The sequence below is a fragment of the Solidesulfovibrio sp. genome, assembly GCF_029978005.1.
Classification (GTDB): domain Bacteria; phylum Desulfobacterota; class Desulfovibrionia; order Desulfovibrionales; family Desulfovibrionaceae; genus Solidesulfovibrio.
Genome location: NZ_JARKOZ010000080.1, coordinates 1 through 11,853, shown reverse-complemented (window position 1 = coordinate 11,853; position 11,853 = coordinate 1). Strand labels below are relative to the sequence as shown.

Sequence of the window (11,853 nt, the reverse complement as noted above, 5' to 3'; positions counted from 1 at the left end):
GAACCCTTGATGACCGGGATGTCGTCGCCCGGGAAGCCGTAGTTGGTCAAAAGCTCGCGCACTTCGAGCTCAACCAGCTCCAGCAGTTCGGGGTCGTCCACCAGGTCGACCTTGTTCATGAACACCACCAGCTGGGGCACGCCCACCTGGCGGGCCAGCAGGATGTGCTCACGGGTCTGGGGCATGGGGCCGTCCGTGGCCGCCACCACCAGGATGCCGCCGTCCATCTGGGCCGCGCCGGTGATCATGTTCTTGATGTAGTCGGCGTGACCGGGGCAGTCCACGTGGGCGTAGTGGCGCTTGTCGGTCTGGTATTCCACGTGGGCCGTGGCGATGGTGATGCCGCGTTCCTTTTCTTCCGGCGCCTTGTCGATCTGGTCGAAGGGGATGTATTCGCCAAACCCCTTCATGCTGGCCAGGCGCGTGATGGCCGCGGTCAGCGTGGTCTTGCCGTGGTCGATGTGACCGATGGTGCCGATGTTTACGTGCGGCTTGGTCCGCTCGAATTTCGCCTTGCCCATGTCGTCCCCCTGCTCAAGCGGTTTGACTTCAGGATTTTGAGGTGATTTTGATATGGAGCCCACGACCGGATTTGAACCGGTGACCTCTTCCTTACCAAGGAAGTGCTCTACCGACTGAGCTACGTGGGCCTATAATCATGCGTAGGACACGGGAGGCTTTGTGGAGCGGGAAACGAGACTCGAACTCGCAACCCTCAGCTTGGAAGGCTGATGCTCTAGCCAATTGAGCTATTCCCGCGTATGTCACACGTAGTCCATGCGACAGGGCTTCCTGTCTCCTACAGCATTCGCGCGTTATGGTGGAGGGGGGAGGATTTGAACCTCCGAAGGCGTACGCCGACAGATTTACAGTCTGTTCCCTTTGGCCACTCGGGAACCCCTCCGCTTTGGAGCTGGCGATGGGACTCGAACCCGCAACCTGCTGATTACAAATCAGCTGCTCTGCCAGTTGAGCTACGCCAGCTGCCGAAGGCGCAGGTAGTTAGCTCAACCGTGGGTGCGTGTCAAATCCTTTTTGCTCGCTCCCGGCCACGTCCGTTTCACCCGGACGCGAAGAGGGGTTACTACGCCCTTCACCCCGCCTTGGCAACACCTTTTTTCATTTTCCCGTATTTTTCCCGACCCCGCGCCGCACGTGCGCGTTGTCATTCCCTTGGAAACGACTTATCTTCCTGAAATCGCGCTCCGTACCTTCAACAATTGAGAGAAAGTCTTGAAAAACTTGGAAAAGCACCAGCGATTCTCCCTCTGGTACATCCTTATCGCCATCTGGGGCGTGCTGCTCCTCAACAACTTCATCGTCTCCACCTACGGCCCGAAAAACCTCCCCTACTCCGAATTCCTCCAGAAGCTCCAAGCCGGCGACGTGACCGAGGTGTCCATCACCGGCGACGTCATTTCCGGCGTCATGAAGGTCAAGGAGGACGGCGGCGACGCCAAGGACGCGGAGTTCGTCACCCGCCGGGTGGACCAGGACCTGTCGAGCGAACTGGCCAAGTACAACGTCAAGTTCCGGGCCCAGCCGGAGTCCACCTTCCTGCGCGACCTGCTCTCCTGGGTCATCCCCATCTTCATCTTCTTCGGCATCTGGTACTTCCTCATGCAGCGCCTGAACCCGGGCCAGGGGGTCATGGCCTTCGGCAAGAACAAGGCCCGGGTCTACGCCGAAAAGGACCTGGACACGCGTTTTACCGACGTGGCCGGCTGCGACGAGGCCAAGGCCGAGCTCGTCGAGATCATCGACTACCTCAAGACCCCCGAGCGCTTCCAGCGCCTGGGCGGCCAGATGCCCAAGGGCGTGCTGCTCATCGGGCCGCCGGGCACGGGCAAGACGCTGCTCGCCCGGGCCGTGGCCGGCGAGGCCGGGGTGCCGTTCTTCTCCATCTCCGGCTCGGAATTCGTGGAGATGTTCGTGGGCGTGGGCGCGGCCAGGGTGCGCGAGCTCTTCGTGCAGGCCAAGGAGAAGGCCCCGTGCATCATCTTCATCGACGAGCTCGACGCCATCGGCAAGTCCCGGGCCGGCGCGGTCATCGGCGGCCACGACGAGCGCGAACAGACGCTCAACCAGCTCCTCGTCGAAATGGACGGCTTCGATCCCCGCGTCGGCGTCATCATCATGGCCGCCACCAACCGGCCCGAGACCCTGGACCCGGCGCTTTTGCGGGCCGGGCGCTTCGACCGGCAGGTGCTCGTGGACAAGCCGGACGTCGCCGGCCGCGAGGCCATCCTGCGGGTCCACGCCGCCAAGGTGGTGCTCTCTCCCGACGTGGACCTCTCGGTCATCGCCCGCAAGACGCCGGGCTTTTCCGGGGCGGACCTGGCCAACGCCGTCAACGAGGCGGCGCTGCTCGCCGCGCGAAAGGACAAGGACGCCGTGGAGATGGCCGACCTCGAGGAGGCCGTGGACCGCATCATGGGCGGGCTGGAAAAAAAGAACCGGGTCATCAACCCCAAGGAGAAGCAGGTGGTGGCCTACCACGAGGCCGGCCACGCCGTGATGGCGAGCTTCACGACCGGGGCCGACGCGGTACACAAGATCTCCATCGTGCCGCGCGGCATCGGGGCGCTGGGCTGGACGCAGCAACTGCCCACCGAAGACCGCTACCTCATGACCCAGACGGAACTCCTCGGCAAGATCGACGTGCTCCTGGGCGGCCGGGGGGCAGAGCGGCTGGTCTTCGGCGACATCTCCACCGGAGCCCACAACGACCTGCAGCGGGCCACGGACATCGCCCAGGCCATGGTGGCGGAATACGGCATGGGCCGCACGCTCGGACCGGCCACCTACCCGCGCCGCAACCGGCCGGTCTTCCTCGGCGGCGACCAGTCGGGACTGGCCGGCCGGGAATACTCCGAGGCCACCGCGGCCCAGCTCGACCTGGAAGTGAAGGAAATCCTGGAGGCCTCCCAGGAACGGGTGGCCGTACTGCTCGGGAAAAATCGCGAATTCCTGGAGAACATCGCCAAGGCCCTCCTGGACAAGGAGACCCTGGACGAGACGGAGTTCAAGGCTCTGCTCGCGGCGGCCGAGGCGGCCTGACAAACCAACGGGCTCCCCGGCGGCCGGCCCGGGGAGCCCCCGCCAGGACGGCGGACGTCCAGAGGCCGGCTCCTCCCCGCGCCGTGAAACGGGCGTCCCGTCCACGGCGCGCCCAAAACACCAAAGGCCTGCCATGCCGCCGCTGCTTCGCCTGTGCGCCCCGCTGCTCCTGGCCTTCCTGCTCGCGCCCTGCCCCGTCCTGGCCCAGGTCCTCACCAAGGGCGGCGACCCGGTCTATGCCGTGATCGACCCCTCCAAGGCCCAGGCCGTGGGCAAGACGACGGCCAAGGCGCCGCCCCTGGCCGCCGGGCAGACCGTGCGCTGCGACGAGGAAAAAGACGGGACGGCCGTGGTGGTCGTGGAAACCGGGGAACCGGGCGCGGGGTCGGACAGCGACTTCCGCTACCGCATTCCCCTGGCCGCCCTGCGGGCGCTTCCCGGCAAGACCTGGCAGGACAGGCCCGACTGGCTGCCCGCGCCGGCCCCGGCCGGGACGGAAAGCCGCGACGTGGCGGCCTTCGAGGATGGGGACTGGATCGCGGTGCTGGCGGACGGGCAGCCGGCCCGTCGGCTGGCCAGGGGCCGGCTGCCGGCCGTTTCTCCGGACGCCTCGATGGCGGCCTTTTCGCCGGCCGGCGAAAAGGGGCTGCGCCTCGTCCCCCTTTCCGGCCCGGGCAAGGGCGTCCTGATTCCGGTCAAGGGCGGCGAGCCCCTGGAAAAATGCTTCAGCCCCGACGGCAAGCGGCTGGCCTGGCGCGTGGATCACCGCATCGACCTGCTGGACATGGCCGACCCGAAGGCCCAGCCGCGCACCGTACTGCGCGGCCTGGACAACGAAACGACCTTGCAAGGATTCACCAGCGACGGCGAGAGGCTCGTGCTCCAGGACATGCACAAGACGACCTGGACGGACCTTTCCGGCGCGACGCGTCGCGTCGCGCCCATCGGGGAATTCACCGACGATCCCTGGGGCTCCACGGCGGACCATTACATCCCGAGCCCCACCGCGCCGGCCCTGCTCCTGGTCGCGCGCGACGTCAACGGCACGCCGGCCTTCTCCCGCTGGGCCAACGACGCCAGCGCAGCGCTCTACCTTTTCGACGGGGCCTCGGGCACGAACTACAGGCTGACGCCCCGCGCCATCGCCGCCGTGGCCCCGACCTGGAGCCCGGACGGCCGGCGGGTCTACTTCGCCGGTCTGCCCGATGCGCCGCCCAGGGGCTGGCACCACCTCTACCGGGTCAACATCGACGGCACGGGGCTCACGGACCTCGGCAAGGGGCTGAATCCCAGCGTGGGCACGCGGCCCTAATCCTGGCGCGTCCGTACGAAAAGCAGGCTCCCCCGGCCCTTGCGCTCCAGCCGCCAGCCCGGCTCGCCGGCCAGGGCGGCGATGACCGGGTCGTGCACGCTGAGGAGAATCACGTCCGGCGGATAGGCGACGAGGAACTCCCGCCAGCCCGGCCGGGCGTTGACGAAGCGGAAGTACGCCTCGTGGAGCGCGCGCGGATAGACCGTCTCGTACCGGCCGTCCATGGCCACGAGCAGGAACGGATAGTCGTTCCAGGACAGCCACTCCCCCCAATTGAAATGGGCCAGCACCCTGCCGCCGCCGGAAATCCGCTCACGCAGGAAACGGACCGCCTCCACCGGGTAGGAGAACTCCCCCGCTCCCGGCGCGTCGCAGTCCGGGGCCGTGATGCGCCAGGGCCTGGCCAGGACGAAGTTGACGGCCAGGGCCACGGCCAGCGCCCCGAGCAGGAAGGGCGCGGGCCGAAAGCCCGCCAGCTTCGCCCACAGCTCCCGCGCGTCGAAGCCCTTGCCGTCGGCGAAGACGGAAGGAAGGAGCGCGGCGAAGGCGAGGATGAAAAATATCTGATGGCGCAGGTGGCCGGCGGCCATGGCGGCCGTGACGCCGAGCACCAGCCAGTCCGTGACGTCGCGGCGACGCCGGCGCAGCATCACGAAAAGGGCGAAGCCGGCCATGCCCAGGAAGAACCATGCGTTGTTGGCGAGCCTTCCCATGGAAAGCGCCCGCCAGACCGAGGCCCATTCGGCCACGTCCGGCCGGGGCAGGCCGATGGCGTCCACAAGATAGGTCCAATAGGCCGGGCCGTAGGGGTTGACCAGCGTGGCCAGGGCGCACAACGCGCCGCAGCCGGCCAGGGGCCAAAAGCCGCGCCGGGCCGGCAGCGCGCCGGCGGCGTAGAGCCCGACCAGCCCCAGGCCGGCCAGGAAGCCGCCGTGCAGGTTGGCCCAGCCGAACATCAATAAAGGCAGCCAGGCCAGCCGCCGCCACCGGCCGTCGGCCCGGAAGGCCTCCAGCCGCCAGAGGAAGACGGCGAAAAAGAGATAGGTGAAAATCTGCGCCCGCACCGGAGCAAAGCCGATGACCAGCAACTCGCCGGCGACGAAGCAGAACAATCCACAGGTCAGGAAGTCGGCCCGACGGACCCGGGCGGCGGCGAAAACGGCCAGGCAGGTTCCGGCCGCGACCAGAAAGCGCAGGGCCTGGAGGCCGACCATGCCAAGGGCCTGGTGGATGGGATAATAGACCACGCCGGTCAGCCATTCGTGGTAGACCCAGGGACGCAAGGTGGGCGTGTAGGCGAAGACGTCGGCGTAGGGAAAACCCTGCCGCCAGTAGAGGCGGCCGAAGGCGAGGTAGCCCCAGAGGTCGAAATCGGCGGCGGTCACGGCCAGGCGGTTGGCAACGAGCAGGGCCGGCACGGCCACGGCAAGGAGGACGAGGACTTTTTCCCTGGATGAAGGCGACGACATGCTCCCTCCCGCAGACGGCGTCTCAGGCCTTGCGCGGCAACACTTCAGGGCATTTGTTTTTCTTGAAGATACTGGCGCATTTTCAAGGGGCAACCTAGCCCACGGCCAGACCCGAAGCAAGGGAGGGAAGGAAACAATCAGTCGGGTTTGCGGCCCTCGACCACACGGTCGCAGCCGGCCAGGTCGCGGCGCACGGCCACGTCGGCGAACCCGGCCTCGGCCAGCAGGGCCGACGCCCCGGGCCCCTGCTTCCAGCCGATCTCGACCAGGAGCCGGCCGCCCGGGGCCAGGCGCGAAAAGGCGGCCCGGGCCACCACGGGCACGGCCTCGAGCCCCGTCTCGCCGGGCACCAGGGCCGTGGACGGCTCGAAATCGCGCACTTCCCGGGAGCACTCCCGGTACTCGGCGACGCTCACGTAGGGCGGGTTGGACACGACCAGCTCGTAGCCGCCGGCCGTTTCCGGCAATGCCGCGAAGTCCGCCTCCACGAAATCCAGCCGGTCGGCCACGCCGTGCCTTGCCGCGTTTTCCCGGGCCACGGCCAGCGCGCCCGGGCTTTTGTCCAGGGCCAGGCCTCGCGCCCGGGGAAATTTCACGGCCAGCGTCACGGCCAGGCAGCCCGAGCCGGTTCCCAGGTCGGCGAAACGCGAAAGCGCGCCCTGGGGGAAAAGTTCCAGGGCGCGCTCGACGACAAGCTCGGTCTCGGGCCGGGGAATGAGGGTGTCGGGGGTCACCTTGAAGTCGAAGCCGAAAAATTCGCGTTCCCCCAGCAGGTAGGCCACGGGCTCGCCCTTCCCTCTCCGGGCCACCAGGGGCCGGTAGGCGTCCAGTTCCTCCGGGGTCAGCGGGCGGTCCATGGCCAGCACCAGCCCCAGCCGGTCCATGCCCAGGGCCTGGGCCAGGAGCAGCTGCGCCGACAACCGCGGCGCATCCACGCCCCTTTCTTTAAGGTACCCCTCGGTCTTGCCCAGAATCTCCCGCACCGTCGGCGCGCGCCCCTCCATTCCCGTCTCCTCTCCTCGGCCTCTCACTTGTTGGGGGCGCGATCCCGCCCGCCGGCAAAGCCCGGCGGGCGGGATCGCGCCCCCAGGAAGGGAGGGTCCGGGAGGGGGTTACCCCCTCCCGGCCGCCGGAGGCATTCTTCTCTCTTCTCTACGCTTACGCGGCGTCGGCCTGGGCCTTGAGGGCCTCGGCCTGGTAGTGGGCGATGAGCCCGTCGAAGAGATCGTCGCAGTCGCCTTCGAGCACCGCCTCGAGCTTGTAGAGCGTCAGGTTGATGCGGTGGTCGGTGACGCGGCTTTGGGGAAAATTGTAGGTGCGGATGCGCTCGGAGCGGTCGCCGGAGCCGACCTGGGAGCGGCGGCTGGCTTCCTGCTCCAGGCGCTGCTTTTCCTGCTCGATCTGGAGCAGCCGGGCGCGCAGCACCTTGAGCGCCTTGGCCTTGTTCTTGTGCTGGGATTTTTCGTCCTGGCAGATGACGACCAGGCCCGAGGGGATGTGGGTGACGCGCACGGCCGAGTCCGTGGTGTTGACGCTCTGGCCGCCGGGGCCGCTGGAGCGGTAGACGTCGATGCGCAGGTCGCCCGGGTCGATGGCCACGTCCACTTCCTCGGCCTCGGGCATGATGGCGACCGTGACGGCGGAGGTGTGGATGCGGCCCTGGGATTCGGTGGCCGGCACGCGCTGCACGCGGTGCGCGCCGGACTCGTACTTGAGCCGGCTGTAGACCTTGTCCCCGGAGATGGAGGCGATGACTTCCTTGTAGCCGCCCGATCCCGTCTCGGACTGGCTCATGATCTCGACCTTCCAGCGCTTGGTCTCGGCGTAGCGGGTGTACATGCGGAAGAGGTCGCCGGCGAAGAGCGCCGCTTCCTCGCCGCCGGTGCCGGCCCGGATTTCGAGAAGGATGTTCTTCTCGTCCATGGGGTCCTTGGGCAGGAGCAGCACCTTGAGCTTGGCCTCGATCTCGGGCAGGGCGTCTTTCAGGGCCCTGACCTCGGCCAGGGCCAGCTCGCGCATCTCCGGGTCCGGGTCCTGGGTCATCTCCTGGTTTTCCTCCAGGTCGCGGGCGAGCTTTTTGTACTCGCGAAAGGCGGTCACCATCTCGGCGAGGTCGGCGTGGGCCTTGGAGAGCTTGCGGAAGCGCTCCTGGTCGGTGACGACGTCGGGCTCGGACAGCTGCTTTTCCAGTTCCTCGTACTTGCGTTCAATGCTTTCGAGCTTGGCGAACATGAAGCGACTCCGAAGCCGGGCGGGACGCGCGTGAGGCGTCCCCCGGCCGGGGTTGGTCTCGGAACGGACGGATCGGCGCGGATCAGGAAGCGGGCTGGCGGTCCACCGCGCCGCGAAGCGCGGTCAGGGCCACCTCGATCTGCCGGTCGTCCGGTTCCTTGGTGGTGAGCATCTGCATGAAAAGCCCGGGCGCCGAGATCAGGCGGCACACCACGTTGGTGTGGAACTTTCCGGCGACCTTGATGACTTCGTAGGCCAGGGCGCTGACCGGGACCATGAGCCCGAGCTTGAGCCCCACGATGTAGGCCTGCTTGATCCAGCCGGTCTCGGGCACGTAGAAGGTGAGCAGCCACGGCACGAGAAAGGCGTAGAGCACGATGGAGATGGCCAGCACGAAGAGCAGGAAGGCCGTGCCGCAGCGGGGATGCAGGCGCGGGAAGCCGCGCGCCCCGGCCGGGGACAGTTCCGCCCCTTCCTCGTAGGCCCAGATGACCTTGTGCTCGGCCCCGTGGTACTCGAAGACGCGGCGCACGTCGGGCAGGCAGGAGATGGCCAGGATATAGCCGATGAAAAGGGCCACCTTGAAAAGGCCGTCCCAGACGTGGAAGCTCAGGGCCTCGACGCCGCCGGAAAGTCCGGCAGCCTTCATGCCGAGGGAAAACAGGTGCGGCGTGACCACGAAGAGCAGAAGCGCGAAGCCGATGGACGCGGCGAGCGTGAGCCCCATGGCCCAGGGGCCGATCTCGCCCTGCTCCTCGTCCTCCTCCACGGCCACCTGGGCCGAGTAGTTGAGGGCCTTGATGCCGTTGACGAGTGTTTCCAGCAGGATGGGGAAGCCGCGCACGAGCGGCTTCTTGAGGAGCTTGGCGGCGGTGAGGGAAAACCAGGGCCGCACGTCGAGCAGGATGTCGCCGCCGGGCTTGCGCACGGCAATGGCCAGCCTGTCGCGGTCGCGCATCATGACGCCCTCCATGACGGCCTGACCGCCGACCGTGGGGTTGGCGGCAAGAAGCGGCAAAAGGAGGACGGCGCGTTTCATGGACGGAATTCCCGGCCCGTCGCCGGGCGCAAAGGCCCGGCGAAAACGGGGCGCGGCAGGTTAGGCCTTCTTCTCGAACTTGGCGTACTTCTTCCGGAAGCGGTCGATGCGGCCGGCGGTGTCGAGAAAACGCTGCTTGCCGGTGTAGAACGGATGGCAGTGGGAGCAGACTTCCACGAGCACCAGCTCGCCCTTGGTGGAAATGGCCTGCTCTTCGAAACCGCAGTTGCAGCGGATGGTCGCCTTGAAAGTTTTGGGATGGATATCTTTTTTCATCTCGCGGCTCCTTGAATATCCCGTGCGGGAAAGCGAGATCAATTAACGCCTTTTCCCGACCTTGGCAAGCGTTCCGGCGCGGATTTCCCGGAACGGCGCCGACGACGCCGCCGCGCGCGCCCTCCTCTTTGTGCTTCGCCGGGCTTCGTGCTAGCCTGCCCCATCTCAAAATCACCTTAAGGATCTTTTTATGTCTCTATGTAGTAAAAATGCGGCCTGCTCGAACATTCTGCGCGCGCATCTCTCCGCCCTGGCTCGAACTGAAGGACTCTCACCCAGCAGCATCGAAGAAGCCATAAACGCCGGGACCATGGTCCTTCTGGCCAACCCGGCCCACAAGAACGTCGTCCCCACCCTCATCGGCCAGCCGGCTTCGGTCAAGGTCAACGCCAACATCGGCACCTCCATGTTCGTCACCGACGTGGCCATGGAACTGGAAAAGGCCCGGCTGGCCCAGAAGGCCGGAGCCCACGCGCTGATGGACCTGTCCACGGCCGGCGACCTCGACGCCATCCGGCGCGACATCCTGGACGCCGTGAACCTGCCGCTCGGCACCGTGCCGCTCTACGCCGTGGCCCAGCGCCACCTGGCCCGGGGCGGCGACCCCAGCGACTTCACCGAAGAGGAGATCATCGCCGAGATCGCCCAGCAGGCGGCGGCCGGGGTCGACTTCATGACGCTGCACTGCGGCGTCACCCGCCGCGGAGCCAAGCTCGCCGTGGACTCCGGGCGCGTCACCGGCATCGTCTCGCGCGGCGGCTCCATCCTCGGCCGCTGGATGCGCCGCCACGAGCAGGAAAACCCCTTTTTGACGCGCTACGACGACATTCTCGACATCTGCCTGGCCCATAACGTGACCATCAGCCTCGGCGACGGCCTGCGCCCCGGCTGCGGGGCCGACGCCGGCGACGGCGCGCAGTGGGAGGAGGTCATCAACCTCGGCGAACTGGCCAGACGCGCCAAGGCGCGCGGCGTGCAGACCATGATCGAAGGCCCGGGACACGTGCCCCTGCACCTGGTCCAGAGCCAGATCCAAGGCATCAAGCGCCTGACCGGCGGCGCGCCCCTCTATGTCCTCGGGCCGCTGACCACGGACTGCGCCCCGGGCTACGACCACATCGCCGGGGCCATCGGCGGTGCGCTGGCCGCCTACTTCGGCGCGGATTTCCTGTGCTACCTGACCCCGGCCGAGCACCTCACCCTGCCCGGCCCCGAAGACGTCTGGGCCGGCATCAAGGCCAGCCTCGTCGCCGCCCAGAGCGCCGAGACGGCCCTTGGCCGCCCGGCCGCCGTGGCCCGCAACCTCGGCATGTCCAAGGCCCGGGCCGACCTCGACTGGGAGGCCATGGCCGGTTTCGCCCTGGACCCGGACCTCGTGCGCCAGCGCCGGGCCACGCACAGCAAGGAAAAGGAATGCGCCATGTGCGGCGCGCTGTGCGCCATGCGCATGATGACCGGCGACAGCTTCGCCTGCCCCACCAAGCCCGAAAACGAGAAATAACCAAGCCGACCGCCTCGCGGAGGAACCCATGCACACCCTGGTGCTGATGCGGCACGGACAAAGCGTCTGGAACCTGGAAAACCGCTTCACCGGCTGGACCGACGTGGGCCTCACCGACCAGGGCAAGGCCGAGGCCCAAAGCGCCGCGGCGCTCCTTCGCGAAGGCGGCTACGACTTCGACGCCTGCCTGACCTCGGTGCTGTCCCGGGCCATCATGACGCTGGACATCGTGCTCGCCGGCCTCGACCGGCTGTGGCTGCCGGTGACCAAGGCCTGGCGGCTCAACGAACGGCACTACGGGGCGCTGCAAGGCCTCAACAAGGCGGAAATGGCCGCCAAATACGGCGAAGAACAAGTCTTCGTCTGGCGCAGGAGCTTCGATACCCGGCCCCCGGCCCTCACCCCGGACGACGACCGCTTCCCCGGCCACGACCGGCGCTATGCCGGCCTCACCCAGGCCGAACTGCCGACCACGGAATGCCTCAAGGACACCGTGGCCCGCGTGCTGCCCTTCTGGCACGAGGTCATGGCTCCGGCCATCGCCGCGGGCACGCGCCTGCTCGTGGCCGCCCACGGCAACTCCATGCGGGCGCTGGTCAAATACCTCGACGACGTCAGCGACGAAGACATCAGCGAACTGAACATCCCCACCGGCGTGCCGCTCGTCTACGAACTCGACGACGCCCTCAAGCCCCTGCGGCACTTCTATCTGGGCGACCCCGACGCCATCGCCAAAAGCGTCGCCGCCGTGGCCGCCCAAGGCAAGGCGAAGTGAAGGGAAGAGGAGAAAAGGGGAAGAGGGGGAAGGAAGATGCCTCCGGCGGCCGGGGGGCCTGGGCGTCCCACATCGAGGCCACGCGACGCTGCGTCCTGGACGCCGCGGAAGCGTGCCCGGGGACCGGCACGGCCCTGGTCCTGGGCTCCGGGGCCTGTCTGGACGTGCCCGTGGCCGAACTGGCCGCGC

The 11,853-nt window shown here is 67.5% G+C and carries 10 protein-coding genes, 4 tRNA genes and 1 pseudogene; 5 read left to right on the top strand and 10 right to left on the bottom strand.

What is annotated here, in order from left to right:
* From Q1K70_RS09445 to Q1K70_RS09425, 5 genes are all read right to left on the bottom strand, one after another.
* A partial coding sequence (locus tag Q1K70_RS09445; protein WP_300158240.1) for a GTP-binding protein occupies positions 1 to 521 on the bottom strand: 521 nt, incomplete at its 3' end.
* Between the two features lie 53 nt (positions 522 to 574).
* Positions 575 to 650: transfer RNA gene (locus tag Q1K70_RS09440), tRNA-Thr, on the bottom strand.
* A 32-nt stretch (positions 651 to 682) separates the two neighbouring features.
* Positions 683 to 759, bottom strand: a tRNA-Gly gene (locus tag Q1K70_RS09435).
* A 59-nt stretch (positions 760 to 818) separates the two neighbouring features.
* Positions 819 to 904: transfer RNA gene (locus tag Q1K70_RS09430), tRNA-Tyr, on the bottom strand.
* Between the two features lie 4 nt (positions 905 to 908).
* A tRNA-Thr gene (locus Q1K70_RS09425) sits at positions 909 to 984 on the bottom strand.
* Positions 985 to 1,242: 258 nt separating this feature from the next.
* Here Q1K70_RS09425 and ftsH point away from each other — a divergent pair.
* Both ftsH and Q1K70_RS09415 read left to right on the top strand, forming a co-directional pair.
* Positions 1,243 to 3,060, top strand: coding sequence for an ATP-dependent zinc metalloprotease FtsH (gene ftsH / locus Q1K70_RS09420; protein ID WP_300158243.1), 1,818 nt, complete (start codon positions 1,243 to 1,245; stop codon positions 3,058 to 3,060).
* Between the two features lie 133 nt (positions 3,061 to 3,193).
* Positions 3,194 to 4,372 (top strand): biopolymer transporter Tol, encoded by a 1,179-nt coding sequence (locus Q1K70_RS09415; RefSeq protein ID WP_300158237.1) that lies wholly within the window; start codon positions 3,194 to 3,196, stop codon positions 4,370 to 4,372.
* On the opposite strand, the gene Q1K70_RS09410 is transcribed toward Q1K70_RS09415, so the two are convergent.
* The 5 genes from Q1K70_RS09410 to rpmE all read right to left on the bottom strand — a co-directional run bounded on the left by Q1K70_RS09410 (position 4,369) and on the right by rpmE (position 9,388).
* Entirely contained in the window at positions 4,369 to 5,841 is a 1,473-nt protein-coding gene (locus Q1K70_RS09410; RefSeq protein ID WP_300158234.1) for a hypothetical protein, read from the bottom strand. The genes Q1K70_RS09415 and Q1K70_RS09410 overlap by 4 nt on opposite strands.
* Positions 5,842 to 5,978: 137 nt before the next feature.
* A complete protein-coding gene (prmC, locus tag Q1K70_RS09405; RefSeq protein WP_300158231.1) occupies positions 5,979 to 6,845 on the bottom strand; it encodes a peptide chain release factor N(5)-glutamine methyltransferase in 867 nt (288 codons plus the stop codon).
* A gap of 154 nt (positions 6,846 to 6,999) precedes the next feature.
* On the bottom strand, positions 7,000 to 8,073 hold the full coding sequence (prfA, locus tag Q1K70_RS09400; RefSeq protein ID WP_300158228.1) for a peptide chain release factor 1: 1,074 nt from the start codon (positions 8,071 to 8,073) through the stop codon (positions 7,000 to 7,002).
* Positions 8,074 to 8,155: 82 nt separating this feature from the next.
* Positions 8,156 to 9,112, bottom strand: coding sequence for a DUF1385 domain-containing protein (locus Q1K70_RS09395; RefSeq protein WP_300158225.1), 957 nt, complete (start codon positions 9,110 to 9,112; stop codon positions 8,156 to 8,158).
* A 60-nt stretch (positions 9,113 to 9,172) separates the two neighbouring features.
* The gene (gene rpmE, locus Q1K70_RS09390) at positions 9,173 to 9,388 is read right to left on the bottom strand and encodes a 50S ribosomal protein L31 (RefSeq protein WP_300158222.1); all 216 of its coding nucleotides are present in this window, start codon (positions 9,386 to 9,388) and stop codon (positions 9,173 to 9,175) included.
* A gap of 190 nt (positions 9,389 to 9,578) precedes the next feature.
* Between rpmE and thiC the strand changes: the two genes are divergently transcribed.
* The 3 genes and pseudogenes from thiC to Q1K70_RS09375 form a co-directional block, all read left to right on the top strand.
* On the top strand, positions 9,579 to 10,889 hold the full coding sequence (gene thiC / locus Q1K70_RS09385; protein ID WP_300158219.1) for a phosphomethylpyrimidine synthase ThiC: 1,311 nt from the start codon (positions 9,579 to 9,581) through the stop codon (positions 10,887 to 10,889).
* Positions 10,890 to 10,917: 28 nt separating this feature from the next.
* Positions 10,918 to 11,664, top strand: a complete 747-nt coding sequence (gpmA, locus tag Q1K70_RS09380) for a 2,3-diphosphoglycerate-dependent phosphoglycerate mutase (RefSeq protein WP_300158216.1) — start codon at positions 10,918 to 10,920, stop codon at positions 11,662 to 11,664.
* Positions 11,661 to 11,853: pseudogene (locus Q1K70_RS09375) on the top strand (hypothetical protein); the annotation flags it as partial. The gene gpmA and the pseudogene Q1K70_RS09375, both read left to right, overlap by 4 nt.

Excerpts from the sequence above, each read along its gene's own strand:
- Q1K70_RS09415 (WP_300158237.1), top strand. The coding sequence starts at position 3,194 with ATGCCGCCGCTGCTTCGCCTGTGCGCCCCGCTGCTCCTGGCCTTCCTG.
- Q1K70_RS09410 (WP_300158234.1), bottom strand. The coding sequence starts at position 5,841 with ATGTCGTCGCCTTCATCCAGGGAAAAAGTCCTCGTCCTCCTTGCCGTG.
- prmC (WP_300158231.1), bottom strand. The coding sequence starts at position 6,845 with ATGGAGGGGCGCGCGCCGACGGTGCGGGAGATTCTGGGCAAGACCGAG.
- prfA (WP_300158228.1), bottom strand. The coding sequence starts at position 8,073 with ATGTTCGCCAAGCTCGAAAGCATTGAACGCAAGTACGAGGAACTGGAA.
- Q1K70_RS09395 (WP_300158225.1), bottom strand. The coding sequence starts at position 9,112 with ATGAAACGCGCCGTCCTCCTTTTGCCGCTTCTTGCCGCCAACCCCACG.
- rpmE (WP_300158222.1), bottom strand. The coding sequence starts at position 9,388 with ATGAAAAAAGATATCCATCCCAAAACTTTCAAGGCGACCATCCGCTGC.
- thiC (WP_300158219.1), top strand. The coding sequence starts at position 9,579 with ATGTCTCTATGTAGTAAAAATGCGGCCTGCTCGAACATTCTGCGCGCG.
- gpmA (WP_300158216.1), top strand. The coding sequence starts at position 10,918 with ATGCACACCCTGGTGCTGATGCGGCACGGACAAAGCGTCTGGAACCTG.